The sequence below is a fragment of the Robinsoniella sp. RHS genome (genome assembly GCF_001029355.1).
Classification (GTDB): domain Bacteria; phylum Bacillota; class Clostridia; order Lachnospirales; family Lachnospiraceae; genus Robinsoniella; species Robinsoniella peoriensis.
In genome coordinates this window covers 63866-81912 of record NZ_JNGB01000034.1, presented here as the reverse complement: position 1 = coordinate 81912, position 18047 = coordinate 63866, and the positions used below count along the sequence as shown (strand labels likewise).

Sequence of the window (18047 nt, the reverse complement as noted above, 5' to 3'; positions counted from 1 at the left end):
GGTTTTCTCAGAATGATGGGACCCCTGGGGTTGTGGCATGCTGAACGCGACTGGCGTAAAGCAACTGATCTTGAGAACGGAATTTGTTTTTCATTCTGTAACCAGAAAAACGAACAAACTTTCATCTTCTCTTACACAAACAGCCGAAACATACTGCGCAGCATCCAATAAAGAACAGCCTGTCACAGTCCAAGGGTCTCCACCAGGCTGAGAAAACCAGCTTTGTATCAACGAATGCTATCTCGGAAAGATGGGTGTGGGAAACTGGTATGGGCGGAGGAAGCGTAGAGCAGAGCTGAGTATTTACTTACCTTTCCGGAGTGTTTTTTGGCGGATAGTATTCGACTGGCTCCCATCGGATACTAAGCGGGTACTGAACCGAGAAATCCATCAGGATTTCTCGGTGAATGCCCGCGTGCCGCCAAAAAGCGCTTCGGAAAGGTTAGAAAATACCAGTTCTGCGGCCAGCTGAAGGAGCCCATGCCAGTTTCCCACACCCATCTTTCCGTACACTACCTACATCTACAAAGCGTCCCTTTCTCAACAAAACCCAAATTTAAGATAAAATTATTCGCTGCTTATTCTTTATAATTTATTATTTCATCAAAAACATTTCCGGCTGCCCTGATATTCGACTCATTTCCCACCGTCACCACAGCTCCCCTTTTCAAAGCATCCCCTATGGTGTTCGCAGCAGCTTCCCGATCCTTCAGCGATGCGTTTTTAATATCTTCTATCATATGATTCACCACAGCCGGATCTGCGCCGCTTATGGCCAGACGCATATCCCACATTCTTCTGTCAAGAATACCCAATGGCTTTGTCACAAGACCATATGCATTTAAAATATAACCATCCAGTTCTTCTTTCGTAATCTCCATCCTCTTTAGAAAATCTGCCGTACCCGCAAAAATATCCAGAGTAGATTTTACATTGGGATCCCCATAACTGTAAAGACAGAATGTTCCGTCTGTAGGATCTCCTACCGTGACCCCTGCACTATAGGCATCTGAACGGAAACGGATCTGGGGTATGATATACTTGTCTTTAGCCGCCATTAAATATGGCAGATATCTCCCTTTAAAATTTTTATCGCCCCTGAAGTCTCCCACTGCAGCACTGTATTGATTTGAAGACTCCACGCAGATTCCCTTCTTTCTCTTAGCATCCATAAAATCACCGTAGTTCAGCATCTTCTTTTTCAGTACCGGCAGCTGGCTGAGTTTATCGACCGCCGTTTTCTCTATCTTTGACAGTGCTTTGGAAGCTGCCGCAGATGCTATGATAAGCTTCTCTCTATGCATCACACTCTTCTTTATTTCTTCTAATTTAACTACTACACTGCTAAGATAGTCTGCATCCTGCTCCAGTTTTTGAAGAATCTTTTTCAGGAAACGATATAAATCCTGTCCGTTTACCGCATTATAAAACCGGGCACTGTTCCTGATATACCCCAGTGCCAGATCTTCCGCCAATGTCATGGGGTCATCGGTTCTGGACAAATCATAATCCGGAAGGGATTTATTTAATACCCGGATCATTTCTTCTCTTTGATGAAACTTAATATTACCCATCACTTCCAGGAGAAAATCCAGTGCGGTTCCATAATCCTCTGTCAGCCCCTCCCAGCTCACCACTAACATCGGCCTGCTGTTTTCCCCAGCTTCTGCACCGGGATACAGTTCATGAATCGATAAATCATATAAGTATTCTTCTGCAATATTTTTCTGCTTGTCTGCCGTGTACTTTTCAGTATCCAGTTCTGTAAGCAGCAATTCATAAAGTGCCAAGTAGAAGAAATCCTCTTCCGGCACGGAACTGATATCAAAATAAATCCGAAAACTGCCCGCATGTTCAATCGGTGCCGCACAAGTATAGCTTACCATATCCCCAAATTTTTTCTTTCTATAAGAAGTTGCCTTTTCCAGATCCGGCAGTTCCTTTGGTTGAATCATAAAACTGCTGTTACTTTGTTCCGTTTCATTCCATTCCCGAAACTTCCTGGTATCTTCTACCAGTTGCTGTCGCTGCCCCACTGACATAGACTCTTTCATCTTCTTCAGATAATCATCCCGTTCCTGCTCCATCTGTTCCGCCAGCCCCGGCTTGGGTATCGTCACAACAAAAGCACTCCGTTTGGGCACTAAAGCTTCTTTTACCAGCCGTTTTAAAATCAACTGCTCCTTATCCCGGGAAATTCTGCAAAAGCAGTCCTGATATCTGCTATGATAATCGATTCTGCCTGTCCTGGTCCAATAGGTGGCAATTTCCTCCGAAACGTCAACTGCCACAGCAGTTGCCTCCCGCATCAGTGATTCTGCAAGTTCTCTGCTCTTCATACATGCCCGGTATATTTCCGGACTGAATCCATTTTCGGACAAATCTTTTAACGCCCTGTTTATCGAATCTTTAAACGACTCCTTCTGCATTACATCCGCATCCAACAGGCGGAATACCAGATAGGGAAAAGAAGTATCTACATTAATAAAAGCGGTCATAGAATTATGAAGACCTGCCTTTTTTGCATAATCATGCCATACAAAACTTTCATTATTCATCATATCGGTAATAAAGCCCCAATATATTAAATCATCCCAGGAACACCCGGACAAATCCACGGCATAATCCACAATAGAAGCATGGTCTGCGTTATCTTCTTCATATGCCGGGCTATCCACTATCTGTTCCACATAGCCGGGCCGGACCTGCTCGTTGGTATATTGGCTTAAATCGATCTGTTTCCTTTCCGATTTGGAAAGATATTCTTTTTCTATGAAGTCCATTACTTTTTTAAAGTCCATATCTCCATAAAGAATGATCAGACTATTGCTGAAAGAGTAAAAACGTTCATAAGTCTGCAAAGTATGCTCATAAGTAAGTCCCTTATAATTCAGGTGGGCTTTCCCAATACAGTTTGAGGCATATAAGCCGGGATACAATGCATGAATCAGATTATCATCTGCATTACTCTCAACATCTGTCAAATAACCAAAGTCTTCACTCAGAACCGTTCCCTTCATGAGAATAGGACTATCCACATCTTCCAGTTCATACCGCAATGCTTCTCTTTTAAAGAAATTATCATTCTTTAATATATCGGGACTGACCATACAGCTTAAGTAAACATCCATCATTTTCATCAGCTGGTCTTCACTCTTACTGCACACCGGATAAATCGTGAACGTTGGATAGGTAAAGGCATTAAAAAAAGTATTATAACTCTTATTACCCATATCAAAGAAGATATCCTTGCTGGGATATTTTTCGGAAGATGCCAGAATTGCATGTTCAAATACGTGATTGGTATCTGTTTCATCCACATATGGAGTCCTATAGATGATACTAAATCCCAATTCCGGATCATCGTTTTTTATACATGCTGCCTGGGCACCACTCTTTTCATGTTCAAATAATGTAATATCAGCTCCTAATTGTCCGATCACGCTTTTCTCTTTTACCCGAAATCCGGATACCGGATCTGTCATTTCTAAAATATTGCTATTTTTCTCTGTCACTATTGTTTTCCTTTATACATATTAAAATTTATAACTATTTATAATATAGTCGATAAATTCAGAATACGCAACCATTTACTCCTATCTTGCAGTACCTCAAGAGATTTCCAGAACCATATCCCCCCCGTATTCACACCTTAATTTAGAAAACCTGTGCATTAACGAACAAATCCTGATTCCTGAATGAAATCATAATTCACGACATTAAATTTACACTTCAATACATTTATGATCTTTAATAAACACAAAAATAGTATTATATATCTGCATTTAAACAAACCTTACATGTCATCAAATTTACAGAATATCTAATTAAACATAAAAGAGGATATAAAAAATGAAAAATAACTACTTCCGGCACCAGAATAAACCTATCGAAATAATTGCACTTTTTCAAGTATTTCTTATAATTATATTATTGATGAGTTCCCACATTATCATTTATAACTTTAATCATATGCAAGCCGAAGTACCTGATTTAAAAACTTTTTACAGTTACGGCCGCAAACAATTTTATGAATCGCATCATTATGATCGGAAATACAATTTATTAATTATGAAAATAACATTTTATCTAAGTTTCTTTAATATTTACGACTTCATCGCAATTATATGTCTGGTACCATGTCTATATATTTTAAAACATAATAGTTTAAAGTTGGAATTCATTCTAGTCATGGTAGTTTTTACCACTGGCGGATTATTGTCTTTTCAGCCCAGCTTTTATGTAAATAGCCGGATCCTTGATACGGCATTGAGAAATCAATGTTATATGTGGCTGCAGATTACTATATTAATTGCATTTATTTTCATTCTCATACTTGGATCTATATGAGAATATTCTTTAGATATTCTTTAAACGGTATTACGCTTTTAAACAACGGACAAATAATATTGTTGGGAATTTCATTTGTCATCATGTTTAGCCTGTTAGCTTCACTGATTCCCATATTCATCAAAAACTTTTGAGTAATTTCCACTTTTTTGTCAAATACTACAGATATAATGCTGCAAATACAATTCTGCCAGGTTTAAAAAATATTTTTCCCTTGACATTTTCTCAATTTTGTCTTATCTTTATTAAAGAAGTAAAAGGGAGTAGCTAACACGCAAGTGTTTACGATGTCGTCAGTACGATGGTTTCCATCCGTATCGTAACTAAGTAGCGAGACTTTTATTGCAGCGTGAATTGTATGCAATAGGAGGATCGTTTTTTTTATGCATACAAGGAACCATATAAAGGAGGCATTCATATGAAGAATTATTACACCCTTTCCAAAGAAGAAGTTATGGAACAGGTAAATGGCAGCAGTGAATATCTGACCACTGATGCAGCCATTGCAAATCAGCACAAATACGGTAAAAATGTACTGGTTGAGGGAAAAAAGAAAAGCACTTTACAGATTTTTCTGGAACAATTCAAAGATTTCTTAGTTATTATCTTAATCGTTGCCGCTGTCGTATCCGGATTTTTAGGAGATATTGAGAGCACAATTGTAATTCTTGTTGTTATCACCATAAACGCAATATTGGGTACTGTCCAGACGCTGAAAGCAGAACAGTCACTGGATAGTTTAAAGACACTGTCTGCTCCATCCGCCAAGGTTATGAGAGACGGTATTGTACATGAAATTCCATCCGCCGAGGTAACCATTGGTGACCTTGTTGTTCTGGAAGCCGGGAATTATATTCCAGCAGATGGACGTATTATTGAAAATGCAAGCCTTAAAATAAACGAAAGCGCTCTTACCGGTGAAAGTGTCAGCGTAGAGAAGACGGATCAGGTACTTTCAGGAGAAAAGCCTCTGGGTGACCAGACTAACATGCTGTTTTCCGGCAGTTTTGTAACCTACGGAAGAGGATCTTTCCTGGTTACCGCAATCGGTATGGAAACGGAAGTGGGCAAAATTGCCAGTCTTTTAAAATCCACTTCTGAGAAAAAAACCCCACTGCAGGTTAATCTGGATAACTTTGGGCAAAAGCTGTCCATACTTATTTTAGTAGTCTGTGCTCTGGTATTTGGAATTAACATTTTCCGTGGAAATCCAATCGGAGACTCCTTCTTATTTGCTATTGCATTAGCTGTAGCCGCCATACCGGAAGCCTTAAGCTCGATTGTAACCATTGTGCTTTCTTTCGGAACACAGAAAATGGCAGCGGAACATGCGATTGTCAGAAAGCTGCAGGCAGTGGAAGGACTGGGAAGCGTTTCTATTATCTGTTCGGATAAAACAGGTACACTGACCCAGAATAAGATGACAGTAGAACATTACTATATTGACGGAAAAAACATTGCAGCCAAAGACATTGATTCTGGAGACTCTTATCAAAAACAACTATTATATTCCAGTATTCTCTGCAATGATTCTACGAATCTGGACGGAAAAGAAATCGGTGATCCTACGGAAACTGCACTGATTAACCTTGGTGACAAGGTAGGCGTGGCAGCACTTCCTACACGTGCAAAATTCCCGCGTATCAGTGAAATACCTTTTGACAGTGACCGTAAGCTTATGTCCACCTTACACAACATTGACGGACGAATCATCATGATTACAAAAGGTGCCGTAGATGTATTAAGCAACCGCCTTACCTCCATTCAGAAAAAAGGGGAAGCCTGTCCGTTTACTCCGGAGGATGCTGAAGATCTTGCCGTAATGAATGAACACTACTCCATGAATGGACTTCGAGTCCTAGCATTTGCATACAAAGTCCTGCCTGCACCTGCATCACTTTCCGTGGATTTTGAAGATGACCTTACTTTCCTGGGATTGATTGCCATGATGGATCCGCCGCGAGAAGAATCCGCTGAAGCGGTTTCAAAATGTATTCAAGCCGGTATTAAACCGATTATGATTACCGGTGACCACAAAATAACTGCTGCTGCGATCGCAAAAAGAATCGGTATTTTAAAAGATATCTCGGAAGCCTGTGAAGGTGCAGATATTGAAAATCTCTCCGATGCAGAGCTTGAAAATTTCGTAGAGCACATCAGTGTATATGCCAGAGTTTCACCGGAACATAAGATCCGTATAGTCCGGGCATGGCAGAACAAAGGCAACATTGTATCCATGACCGGCGATGGTGTTAATGACGCACCTGCACTGAAACAAGCGGATATTGGTGTTGCTATGGGAATTACCGGAAGTGAAGTTGCAAAAGATGCTGCCTCTATGGTATTAACCGATGATAACTTCGCTACTATCGTAAAAGCAGTAGAAAATGGACGTAATGTCTATGCTAACATTAAAAATTCCATCAAATTCCTCTTATCCGGAAACTTTGGTGCAATTTTAGCTGTACTTTACGCTTCCATCATGGCACTGCCGGTACCATTTGCCCCAGTACACCTGCTGTTCATCAACCTGCTGACAGACAGTCTCCCGGCAATCGCCCTGGGTCTTGAGCCTCATACCGGCGATGTAATGAAAGAAAAGCCCCGCCCAAAAAATGAATCTATCCTTACGAAAGATTTTCTGGTTGGAATTGGCGTGGAAGGGCTCTCTATCGGCGCTACTACAATGATTGCCTTTTTACTTGGCAACAGTGCAGGCGGTGCAGCCGTTGGAAGCACAATGGCATTCGGAACACTTTGTATGGCAAGACTGGTTCATGGATTCAACAGTAAATCCGACCATCCTGTAATCTTTACGAGAAAGTTCTTTAATAACAAGTTTTTGATCGGCGCTTTCTTAATTGGTTTTGTCTTAATCAACGCAGTACTCCTGACACCAGGCTTACACAGCGTATTTAAGGTTGCTGACCTGAGTATGCAGCAGCTGTTTACCGTTTATGGTCTGGCTCTTGTCAATCTTCCGGTTATTCAGGTATTAAAGGCAATCAGAAGCCGTAGAAAATAGAACATTGCATTGAAACAAAACAAGCGCTTCCGGGAGAACAAATATTTGTTCCCGGAGCGCTTGTTTTGTATTTCACTTGTTTTGATTTCAATTGTTTTATATTTCCCTTATTTTGCAGTTAAAATCTCACATAAAGCCCCAAACACCATCTCATCCAGCCCCAGTGCCTGCAAAGCTGACACAGCATGGAGCGCATTCTTTGCATCTCTTACAATGAAATAAATCTCTTCCTTCAGATTATATTCTAACTGAGTCTTTTCCAGGTAAGCAAATGTCTCGGTCACCACATCATTTTCTGCCAGCTCCACTCCATCTTCAAAGGAAACGATGACTTCCTCTGTAACAGCCATTTTCGGGATTCTGACCGTTAATGTATGTTTTCTTTCATCATAGCTTACATCTGCCCCTGCCTGCCTGCCATTTGCAAGAACAGTTACCGGACTTTCTGTAACTCCTGTGATTTCCAGGGTATAGGATCTCTCCTGAGGGATAACCAAAGTATTCCCTTTTGCTGCGCCAATAGTAAATACTGCTTTTTCATCCCATCTGAATGTCATCTCTGTATCAGCCCAATTTTCATCTAAATCCTCCGGACAATTTCCATCATCCTCATAAAGGTGGAACTCTCCATCCGCCCCTGCATAAATGGCAATCTTCAATTTTTCTGGATTCGTGGTTGAATTTGTATACTCATCCAGATCCGCCATTGGTACAATTGCACCAGCCCGGGCAAATACCGGAATATCCTCCACTCCTCTGTACAAAGATAATCTCCTGCCGCCCTCATAAACCCGTCCATTAAAAATATCATACCAGATTCCCTTTGGCAGCCAGGCTGTAAATGAAGCTGCCGCTGCTTTTTTGTCAACCGGTTTTGTAATCGGGCAGGCAATCAGCTCTGTTCCAAAATAATATTCATTTGGTACCTCATAAGCTTCCTTCTGCTCCGGCTCCAGGTAATACATTGGGCGTACCAGCGGCTGCCCGTCACGGCTGGCATAGCGATTCATGGTATAGAGATAAGGAATCAGTTCATGCCGCAGCTTCAGGTATTTTTTCATAATGCTTTCTGCAATTTTATTGTACTTCCAGGGCTCCTTACCGGAAAAGAGATTTGCCGTACTATGCAGTCTTAAAAGGGGAGAGAATACGCCATATTGTACCCACCTGGCTGACAATTCATCATCCCGGTAACCAAACATGTGACCGCCAATATCATGGCTCCACCAGCCGTATCCTGCATTACTTGCATTTGCTGTGAAATAAGGCTGAAAATCCAGGGATTCCCAGGATATAACCGTATCCCCGGAAAAGCCAACCGGATACCTGTGACTTCCAAGCCCTGCATATCTGGAAAAAGTCAGAGCCCTATTCCCGTTACGCCTGCTGTCCAGATAGTGATAGTGGTTCAGCATCCAAAGCGGATCCAGTCCCTCGATCGCCGTATTCTTCCCTTGCTGCCAGTCCAGCCACCAGAAATCCACACCATCCTCTTCGTTTGGATGATGCAGGTATTTAAAATACGCATTTAAAAATTCCTGACTGGTTACGTCGAAGTTGATCGTCTCTTCTTTCTCCCAGTCAGCCCCAAGTTCTTTCGCCATAGCAAGATAAGGTTCTTCAAATGCCCTGACTCCATCTGCAGGATGTACATTCAATGTTATCTTCAAATGATGGTCGTGAAGCCATGCCATAAATGCTTTGGGATCCGGGAAGAAATCCTTATTCCAGGTATATCCCGTCCAGCCGCTTCCATATTTGGGGTCCACATCAACCAAATGCCAATCCATGTCAACTACTGCGACCGAAAAAGGAATTTTCTCACTTTCAAAACGCAGGATCAATTCTTTATACTCTTCTTCCGTGTATTTATGGTATCTGCTCCACCAGTTGCCAAACACAAATCTGGGGAGCAAGGGCGTCTTGCCGCAGAGATGGTAAAAATCCTTCAGGCATTTCTCATATTCGTGTCCGTATCCAAAGAAATAGAAATCCATGACTTCACCTTTACGCGGCTCTACCCAGTTTTCTTCCGTGAGTAACAGGGATCTGCTGTCATCCATAACTGCATAGCCATTTCTTGAAATCAGACCATGTTCCAGGGGTATTGCGCCGTCTGCTTCATCCAGCGTTCTTGCCGTACCTCTAAGATCCGTTGATTCTTCCCCAAAGTGCCAGATATTATGCGTCGTACATCCTTTGCCGCTGACCTGAAGGGACAACCCATTGGAGGAAAATCTCTCCTTATTATAAATCATATGTATAAATTCAGTTACAATTTCCAGATTCCCACCCTTATCAAATACCTGAAACTCCGGAACTGGAAAATTACGGTTCCAGACACTCTGTGTAGGCCGGTCTTCAAACCTTCCTTCTTCGCTGAATTCTAATCGGATTAACTGGGCTGTCAAAACGGTAATACGGTAATGCTCACCCTGAACTGCAGCACCCTCACTGCATAAAGGACTGGCATCAATTTTATAAATGGGATCCATCATTTTCAATTCCTTTCTTTACTGTCAATTTTTTATTTCCCCCCGGCAGCCGCCAGGCGGACATGCGATTACGTCCGTATGGCGGCTGCCGGGAGGGTCAGATACCCCGTTTCCTGCAGATATCCGACTTGTTATCCGGACTTAGGTTAGCGTTAACCTAATCATGATATAAATATACCATTCACGATTAACAATGTCAATATCCTTTTTAAACTTTGTACAATATCTTGATTTTCCTCTATAATATTTGTATAATATGTCTATTCACATAAAGGTTGAAATTCCACAGCCACATCACGCAAAGTGGAATAACCAGCCGGGTTCAGGCATTTTAAACATGTTCAGGGTTAAGGAAAGAGGTAGCATATGATCACACTAAAAGATATTGCCGAAGAAGCAGGCGTCAGCATCATGACTGTGTCCCGCGTTATGAATGGAAATACAACGAAAGTTTCGGAAAAAACAGCTGTTAAAATAAAAGAAATTGCAGCAAAGCGGGGTTATGTTCCTAATTCATCCGCCCGGGCTCTGGCAGCGAAATCTTCCAGGCTGATTGCCCTTCTCATGCTTACCCATGGAGACGGTAACCCCCTGGAAGATTCTTACCATGCCATTTTTCTGGGAGAAGTTACCCGCTATGTACAGGAAAAAGGATATTTTCTGATTCTGCGCTATGTCAGTGACTACAAAGATGTTACATACAGCCTGCGCTCCTGGAATGTGGAAGGTGCCATTTTCGTAGGCGCTTTTGATTCAGTCATGAGTGAAATCCTCACAGCCAATAAAATCCCGCTGGTATTCACAGACAGCTACAGTCCCATCCCCCAGATCACAAATGTAGGGATTGACGATTATAAAGGCGGAGTACTTGCGGCAGAATATTTTATCAAAAACGGTCATACTGACCTGGCATTTATCAGCCCTGAGATCACTCAGAAAAATGGGGTTGTGGAACAGCGTTTAAAGGGTTTTCAGGATACATTGTCTAAACACGGCTGCCCATTAAGAAAAGAATATATTTTCCCTTTTCACGATCCGGTAAATGATCCTACCCTTGCCCGGAAATTAAAGCCGCTTTTGTCAAAAGTTACCGGGCTTTTCGTTACCGCAGACCAGATCGCCTTTTCACTGATCGAAGGTTTTAAAAAATATGATATTCATGTGCCCCAGGACGTATCGGTAATTGGTTTTGATGATTTTCCACTGAGCCGCCAGATCACACCTCCACTTACCACCATCCGCCAGGACATCATACAAAAAGCAAAAACTGTTACAAGCCAGCTCTTTTTACAGTTAGAAAACAAGGATGCCCGCACACAGAAAATTACACTGGATGTAGCGCTGGTAGAACGTGCTTCCGTTAAGGATCTGAATTTCACTGATTAGTTTTAAAGGGCCAGTGTAATTATTTTGGCAAATCCTTTTACTCCTCAATATCCGTAGAGACCAGACAGTAAGTCTGTCGATACTCTTTGGGTGTCATGCCCCGGTACTTTTTGAAGTTTTTCCGAAAATAATCGGCATCCGGATACCCGCACAGGTCTGCAATTTCATTTACATTGGCAGACGTTTCGATCAGAAGCCGGCTGGCTTTATTCAACCGATATGTATGAATCGCCTCCGTCAGTGTCTTATTATATATCTCATGATAAATGCGCCCCAGATAGTCGGGATTACAGGATAATGCCTCTGCAATCAGATTAGATGACAGGGTCTCGTTCAAATGCAGGCGGATATACTGATCTGCCTGGTTTGTCAATACCACTTTGGTCGTGCTGATTTCCAGGGGATATGCCGAGTCAGATAATTCACATAAAATTTCCAGTAATATCAAATTTAATACCGTTCTGTCTTCACTATACCGTTCCTGCCGTTTTATGAAACGCCGGAAAAGCTCCACAAATTGTTCGGGTTTCGCAAGGCGCACCAATTGAGGCAGTGACATCATATCATCCCCAGCTTCCGCCTTCTTGTCTATCTGAAAATGAATCCAGTAAAATGTAAGGTCTTTTTCAAACTGTCTGCTTCCCCAATGATGTCTTCCCGGGAACAATATCAAAGCATGCCCTTTTGGAACTTCAAATTTTTTCCCTTCTTCATAAATCCCAAGTGTTCCTGAATTCACATAAATAATTTCAAATGAATCAATTGTTCGGTCTGCATGGGTTCCAAGTCCCCTGCTTTTAAAATATCCGGCATTCCATGCTGTAACCGGAAGAATTCCTTTCAAGTGTAAAAAGCTTTCCATCATTTCCTCCCATGTATTTGAAAAGTCGGAATTTTCATGTTTTTATCGCCATTTCTCTTCTTGTAGAAAACGCCTGTTAATGACAAAATAGAGTTAATTTGATGGCGCCTCAAATTACATACAGAATATCAAATATTGCGAAAAAAAGAAAGGTATTTTTATCATGTATGCTATAACTCACATGAGAACATTTATTTCTGATACCTATTACAGCCGTCAGCCAATGAATGAAGCCGATTTTAAGAGAAGCCGAAGCCTGTTCGTCCTGGAAGGAAGCATGGCAAACGGGGTTCTCGCCCTGACCAGCGGAGCCTTCCTCTCCGGATACGCAAGTATGATGGGGGCCGATGACTCCCTGAATGGAATTATCGGCGCAATCCCCACATTGCTTTGCGTGGTACAGCTTTTTTCCACGGTAGTTCTGGAAAACCTCCGTGAGAAAAAATTTATCATCGCATTTCTTGCCCTGATGCACCGCCTGCTGCTGACCCTGATTTTCTTTGTGCCTCTGTTTGTCAGAGAACCTGCCTTCCGGCTTGCCGCCGTGGTAGGCATTTTCGCAGCAGCACATGGATGCGGAGCATTTATCGGAACCGGAGCGGGAAACTGGCTGAGAAAACTGGTACCCGGAAGAGAACTTGGTTCTTACCTTGGCAAACGGGATGCAAAGGCACTGGCTTTTACCACCATCGTTTCTCTTTCCATGGGAAAACTGCTGGATTGGTTCCGCTATCAGAATGCCGAACAGGCAGGCTTTTTAACAATCGGTTTGGCAGTCCTTGCCATGACATTTGTTAATTTCTATTGTTTTTCCTCCGCCAAAGAGCCGATCCAGGAGGAATACAAAGAACGGACCCGCCTGAAACACGTTTTTACGGAACCATTAAAAAATAAAGGCTTTCGTAAAATCATCGGATTTTATGGATTCTGGAATCTGGGTCTCCAGATTGCTGCTCCATTTTTCAGTGTTTATATGGTAACCGGGCTGAACCTGGATTACACCTATATGACATTTTTGGGGCTGATCGCATCTTTATCGAGAGTATTTGCATCCGGCATCTGGGGAAGGCTGGCGGATCGCAAATCCTGGCTCTGGGTTACCAAGACCTCCATGCTGCTTCTTGGTTGTGTACATATCAGCTGGTTCTTTATGACAAAAGAAACCTGCCTGGTCCTGCAGCCAATTCTCCAGTCACTGTCCGGAATCGCCTGGGGTGGAATTGCCATTTCGGTATTTAACGTGCAATACCAGTATGCACCGGATAACAAGCAAATGCTTTTTGTAGGAGCCAACAGTGCCTATGCCGGTATGATCGGATTTGCATCCAGTCTGCTGGGCGCTGCACTCTTAACCATATTGCCTGCAGGGAATCTCCTTGGCATGGCTGTCAGCGGAATGCAGTTCCTGTTCGTGCTGTCAGGTGGACTGATCATTGGATGTTCCTGTTATGTGCATTTTGTACTTAAGAAGATATAAAGATATACAATTCAAAAAAGTCTTTTTTCCACAACTCTCTGGAAAAAAGACTTTTATTTCTTCACCATATTCATTTTCAAAACATCTCTTTTACAATGTTTTTGCTCTCTCCTGAATATTTCTCTTGAAGTTGATGACCTGATGATTATACTCACTGTCCATGAATTTGGAAGTGATCATAAAGTCTGCCGTAGCCTTGTTATTTGCGATGGGGATGTCATAAACCTGGGCAATTCTAAGAAGTGCCTTAACATCCGGATCATGAGGCTGTGCTTCCAGAGGATCAGAAAAGAAAATTACAAAGTTAATATTGCCTTCCACAATTTTAGCACCGATCTGCTGATCTCCGCCTAATGGACCGCTGTTGTAGCCTTTTACAGGAAGTCCTGTCTTATCGGTAATCATTCTTGCTGTCGTTCCTGTTCCACATAGAAAATGATTTTTCAGGATTTCTTTATTCGCTTCACACCAATCAATTAATTCCTGTTTTTTTCCATCATGGGCAATCAGGGCAATACTCTTCTGCTTACCGATGGTGAATTCAATGTATTCATCTTTCATAATACAATGCTCCTCTCATAATTCAAATATAGTATTCATCCGCAACCTGAAAATGATCTGAATCCGGATGTGCATCTTTACCTCTTATCCGGATTTATTGAATTTTCAGATATGCTCAGATTTATTATAATATATATTTTCATTATTTACCATCCTGAAAATATTTTTCTACTATTTGCCCTGTCTGCCCCTTAATTCAGCACCATTCTTGAGGATCATCCCCAAATAAAACTTCCTGCCTGCGCTGCTCATACATCCGGTTCACGGTGCATATGATAGATAGAATGCAAAATGCCCATAACAACAAATGAGAAACTTTCGTATCCACCAGATTCATCGCCGGATTGCAAAAATCAAGCACCAGAAATGCACTGAAAACACATGACAGTATCAGTACTATTACAGGAAATACGTGATTCAGCCGCTTCATATAATCGCCCCCTTTTACCTTTGCCCCTGCAAAGAAAAATACTCCTGTATTATATATATTCGGCGCTGCTGAGTTATATTCCCGATTTTGGCACATTAAATTATAAAAAGGGTCCTTTATTGAAAATCCATATCTTCTAATTCTCTTCCATCCGTAATCTCACAATACACTGCCTCCTGCTTATGCCTGTTCAAGACTTTTTTCCCTCCCGTATCACCTTCCAGACCCAGCAGTTCATCTTTGTATTTCCAGTGGAAGATAACCGGATTACCGGTATGTTCCTTATATTTCAGGCAGGCAATACCTTTTTGGCCCGTCGTCCAGGTCTGAATCAGCGCCGTTATGGTTTGCGCTGTTAAAAAGGGCTGATCACAAACAGCAAAGCAGATTCCATCCACAATATTATTTTCGCTGCAAAGCGCTGTTATGCCTAACTTAATGGAATGAGAAATCCCCCATTCACTGTGGGCATTCCGAATCGTGCGGTATCCTCTCTTTTTCATTTCCTGCTCTATTTGGGGATATTGCGTAACAATGATTTTTGATACAAATGTATCCCCGGGTAATTTTTCAATTTCTTTCACAATATGGAGATACATAGGACTTTCATCTATTTCATATAACAGTTTGTTGCTTTTAAAACGGCGGCTGTTTCCAGCCGCCAGCAGAATTAATGCCAGGTTCATGAATCTTTCTCCTGCATATGAAAATATATTTTTTCAGAAGTGATTGGGAGTGTCCGTATCTGCCCCCCGACTGCATTATATACTGCATGTGCAATTGCCGGTGATGGTGTATTTATTACGATCTCTCCAATGGATTTTGCTCCAAATGGTCCTGTGGGCTCGTAGCTGCTTTCGAATTCCACCCTGACATTTCCTACATCCTGTCTGCCTGGCAGCTTATACTGCATAAATGAATTCTGATACATCTGTCCTTTTTCGGAATAAGTAATATCTTCGAATAACGCCATGCCGATTCCCTGGGCAATGCCGCCCTCCACCTGAATTCTGGCGAGATTAGTATTCACCACTGTTCCACAGTCCACAACCGCCACATAATCAATCAATTCAATATGTCCGGTTTCTTTATCAATCTCTACTTCCGCCAATCCAACCATAAATGGCGGCGGTGATACAGGAGAAGAATGTGCTTCGGAAGCCATAAGCGCCTCTTCATTATTACACATTACATGATTACCGATATCTTTTAAGGAGATGGATTTATCCCCGTCTGTCTCATATACTTTTTCACCGTCAAAATCCACCTGTTCTGTCTTAAGACCCAGATAGCATGCGCCCTTTTCACAGATCTTGCGGATCAGACTTTCACAAGTTTTCACTACTGCCATCCCGGTAAGGTAAGTGGTACTGGATGCATAGGAGCCGGAATCATAAGGCGAGATGTCCGTATCAACTCCATGCACCACAATGTCTTCCATGCGGCAGTTCAGACAGTCTGCCGCCATTTGTGCCAGTATGGTGTCACATCCCGTTCCCATATCGGAAGCTCCGATCATCAGGCTGTAGAATCCGTCATCATTGACTTTGATGGCAACCGATGCAGTATCTACATTAGAAATAGCGGATCCCTGCATAGCCATTGCTACCCCTACACCCCTGACTTTTCCATTTCCCATATCCCTGCAGGGAAACTTCTCATCCCAGCCTATCATCTCTTTGCCCCGTGCCATGCAGCGGTCCAGGGCACAGCTGTTGGCTGTTTCTCCATAGTACGCAGGCATAACCTGGCCTTCCTGCACCATATTTTTTTGTCTCAATACGATCGGATCCATTTTCATCTGTGCCGCCAGTTCGTTCACTGCAGATTCCACTGCAAATATCCCCTGTGTTGCCCCATATCCGCGATATGCACCTGCAGACATTACATTGGTATACACAACATCATAGGCAAACTTAAATGCATCCACCTTTCCATAGAGGGGAATGGATTTATGTCCGGAAAGCCCAACTGTAGTCGGTCCGTGTTCCCCGTAAGCGCCTGTATTAGAAAGGGTATAGACATCAATTGCCCTGATGATTCCTTCTTCATCCGCACCCAGCCTTACTTTGATCTCCATTTCATGCCGTGGAGAAGAGGCAATCTGTGACTCATAGCGGGAATAAATGATCTTCGCCGCTCTTCCTGTCTGCATGGTGACAAATGCCGGATAAACCTCCGCTACAACAGTCTGCTTAGCTCCAAACCCACCGCCGATTCGGGGTTTTATGACACGAATCTTCGATTTGGGAATATCCAGTGCATGTGACAGGATCCTTCTTACATGGAACGTAACCTGGGTTGAGGATACAATATTCAGCCTTCCATAGACGTCCATATAAGTGAACGTACGGAAAGTTTCCATCATCGCCTGCTGGTTCGCCTTGGTGTGGTATGTCTGTTCCACACGGTATCTGCATTTTTCAAGAACACCTTCCACATCACCGTGTTCATCACTGGCCCGGGCACAGAGGTTCTGCTTATTATCAGCCCCAACCGGACACAGACTTTTCCAGTTTTCTTCCGGATGAACTAAGATATCATTACCTTTCGCTTTGTGAAAATCAAGCACAGGTTCGCAGACCTGGTATTTCACCTTGATCAGGCGCATCGCCCTGTCCACGGCCTTTTCTGTTTCTCCTGCAACAATTGCAACTGCATCTCCCACAAACCGTACTCTCTGATCCAGAATCAGACGGTCATAAGGGCTGGGCTCCGGATAGGTCTGCCCCGCCATTGTAAATCTTTTCTCCGGTACATCCTCATAGGTATAAATACCGGTTATATCCGGAACTTTAAGTGCTGCCGCAGTGTTTATTTCTTCAATAAGAGCATGGGCATGAGGGCTTCTGAGTACTTTTACAATCAGGCAGTCTTTGGGAGCCAGATCTTCTGTATATACGGGCTGTCCTGTTACCAGCGCCATGGCATCTTTTTTCATCACAGGTGTATTCACTAATCGTTGTTTCATCTCCATACGTTCCTCCTGTCTCCGTACCTTCAAACTATTTCTCCTCCCTGTTCAAATATTTATGGATCGCCCGAAGCTGCCCCATATATCCCGTGCATCTGCAAAGATTGCCGGCCAGGTATTCTTTTATTTCCTCTTCGGTAGGTTTTACCAATTCCTTTTCCATGGCCAACACATTCATAATAAAACCGGGACTGCAAAACCCGCACTGTTCCGCTCCTTCGTTAGCGAGGAATGTCCCAAATGCCTTTGCTTCTTCCTGCATTCCCTCCAGTGTCATGACCTGTTTCCCGTTAACCCGCGCCGCCAGTGTGGAACAGGACAATACCGGAGTTTGATCAACCAGAACGGTGCACAGTCCGCAGTTCGCTGTCTCACATCCCCGCTTGACGCTGTAACAGCCTTTTTCACGTACTACATCTAACAAAACAGCATCTGCTTCAATACTTGCAGTTACCGGTTTTCCGTTTAAAAGAAATTTAATCTCCAT

At 42.6% G+C, this 18047-nt stretch carries 12 protein-coding genes; 3 read left to right on the top strand and 9 right to left on the bottom strand.

The features are described 5' to 3' along the window. Nucleotides 1-390: 390 nt before the first annotated feature. Both RHS_RS31185 and RHS_RS16275 read right to left on the bottom strand, forming a co-directional pair. Nucleotides 391-513, bottom strand: coding sequence for a hypothetical protein (locus tag RHS_RS31185; protein WP_395022652.1), 123 nt, complete (start codon nucleotides 511-513; stop codon nucleotides 391-393). Nucleotides 514-578: 65 nt separating this feature from the next. Then, nucleotides 579-3515 (bottom strand): insulinase family protein, encoded by a 2937-nt coding sequence (locus RHS_RS16275; RefSeq protein WP_395022650.1) that lies wholly within the window; start codon nucleotides 3513-3515, stop codon nucleotides 579-581. A gap of 1253 nt (nucleotides 3516-4768) precedes the next feature. Between RHS_RS16275 and RHS_RS16265 the strand changes: the two genes are divergently transcribed. Further along, nucleotides 4769-7375, top strand: a complete 2607-nt coding sequence (locus tag RHS_RS16265; protein ID WP_047833766.1) for a cation-translocating P-type ATPase — start codon at nucleotides 4769-4771, stop codon at nucleotides 7373-7375. Between the two features lie 107 nt (nucleotides 7376-7482). Here RHS_RS16265 and RHS_RS16260 read toward each other — a convergent pair whose 3' ends face one another. Beyond that, a complete protein-coding gene (locus RHS_RS16260) occupies nucleotides 7483-9870 on the bottom strand; it encodes a TIM-barrel domain-containing protein (protein WP_047833765.1) in 2388 nt (795 codons plus the stop codon). Nucleotides 9871-10236: 366 nt separating this feature from the next. Here RHS_RS16260 and RHS_RS16255 point away from each other — a divergent pair, with 366 nt between their 5' ends. Beyond that, nucleotides 10237-11256 (top strand): LacI family DNA-binding transcriptional regulator, encoded by a 1020-nt coding sequence (locus tag RHS_RS16255; RefSeq protein WP_047833764.1) that lies wholly within the window; start codon nucleotides 10237-10239, stop codon nucleotides 11254-11256. A 37-nt stretch (nucleotides 11257-11293) separates the two neighbouring features. Here RHS_RS16255 and RHS_RS16250 read toward each other — a convergent pair whose 3' ends face one another. After that, a complete protein-coding gene (locus RHS_RS16250) occupies nucleotides 11294-12118 on the bottom strand; it encodes a helix-turn-helix domain-containing protein (RefSeq protein WP_047833763.1) in 825 nt (274 codons plus the stop codon). Nucleotides 12119-12299: 181 nt separating this feature from the next. On the opposite strand from RHS_RS16250, the gene RHS_RS16245 reads away from it, so the two are divergent. Then, nucleotides 12300-13595 (top strand): MFS transporter, encoded by a 1296-nt coding sequence (locus tag RHS_RS16245; protein ID WP_242849114.1) that lies wholly within the window; start codon nucleotides 12300-12302, stop codon nucleotides 13593-13595. Nucleotides 13596-13685: 90 nt separating this feature from the next. Here the strand turns inward: RHS_RS16245 and RHS_RS16240 are convergent, their stop codons facing one another. The 5 genes from RHS_RS16240 to RHS_RS16220 form a co-directional block, all read right to left on the bottom strand. Then, complete coding sequence (locus RHS_RS16240; protein ID WP_027294743.1) at nucleotides 13686-14156, bottom strand: methylglyoxal synthase; 471 nt, start codon at nucleotides 14154-14156, stop codon at nucleotides 13686-13688. 196 nt (nucleotides 14157-14352) lie between these two features. After that, complete coding sequence (locus RHS_RS16235) at nucleotides 14353-14586, bottom strand: hypothetical protein (RefSeq protein WP_027294744.1); 234 nt, start codon at nucleotides 14584-14586, stop codon at nucleotides 14353-14355. Between the two features lie 116 nt (nucleotides 14587-14702). Beyond that, nucleotides 14703-15272 carry an NTP transferase domain-containing protein gene (locus tag RHS_RS16230; RefSeq protein WP_027294745.1) on the bottom strand — a complete coding sequence of 190 codons (570 nt, stop codon included), beginning with the start codon at nucleotides 15270-15272 and terminating at the stop codon, nucleotides 14703-14705. After that, entirely contained in the window at nucleotides 15269-17563 is a 2295-nt protein-coding gene (locus tag RHS_RS16225; protein ID WP_395022647.1) for a xanthine dehydrogenase family protein molybdopterin-binding subunit, read from the bottom strand. The genes RHS_RS16230 and RHS_RS16225 overlap by 4 nt, the downstream gene beginning before the upstream one ends. A gap of 28 nt (nucleotides 17564-17591) precedes the next feature. Beyond that, nucleotides 17592-18047 carry a (2Fe-2S)-binding protein gene (locus RHS_RS16220; protein WP_027294747.1) on the bottom strand — a complete coding sequence of 152 codons (456 nt, stop codon included), beginning with the start codon at nucleotides 18045-18047 and terminating at the stop codon, nucleotides 17592-17594.

Coding starts and splice junctions, on each gene's coding strand:
- RHS_RS16225 (WP_395022647.1), bottom strand. CDS start 17,563: ATGGAGATGAAACAACGATTAGTGAATACACCTGTGATGAAAAAAGAT.
- RHS_RS16220 (WP_027294747.1), bottom strand. CDS start 18,047: ATGGAGATTAAATTTCTTTTAAACGGAAAACCGGTAACTGCAAGTATT.
- RHS_RS16260 (WP_047833765.1), bottom strand. CDS start 9,870: ATGGATCCCATTTATAAAATTGATGCCAGTCCTTTATGCAGTGAGGGT.
- RHS_RS16250 (WP_047833763.1), bottom strand. CDS start 12,118: ATGGAAAGCTTTTTACACTTGAAAGGAATTCTTCCGGTTACAGCATGG.
- RHS_RS16240 (WP_027294743.1), bottom strand. CDS start 14,156: ATGAAAGATGAATACATTGAATTCACCATCGGTAAGCAGAAGAGTATT.
- RHS_RS16255 (WP_047833764.1), top strand. CDS start 10,237: ATGATCACACTAAAAGATATTGCCGAAGAAGCAGGCGTCAGCATCATG.
- RHS_RS16265 (WP_047833766.1), top strand. CDS start 4,769: ATGAAGAATTATTACACCCTTTCCAAAGAAGAAGTTATGGAACAGGTA.
- RHS_RS16235 (WP_027294744.1), bottom strand. CDS start 14,586: ATGAAGCGGCTGAATCACGTATTTCCTGTAATAGTACTGATACTGTCA.
- RHS_RS16245 (WP_242849114.1), top strand. CDS start 12,300: ATGAGAACATTTATTTCTGATACCTATTACAGCCGTCAGCCAATGAAT.
- RHS_RS16230 (WP_027294745.1), bottom strand. CDS start 15,272: ATGAACCTGGCATTAATTCTGCTGGCGGCTGGAAACAGCCGCCGTTTT.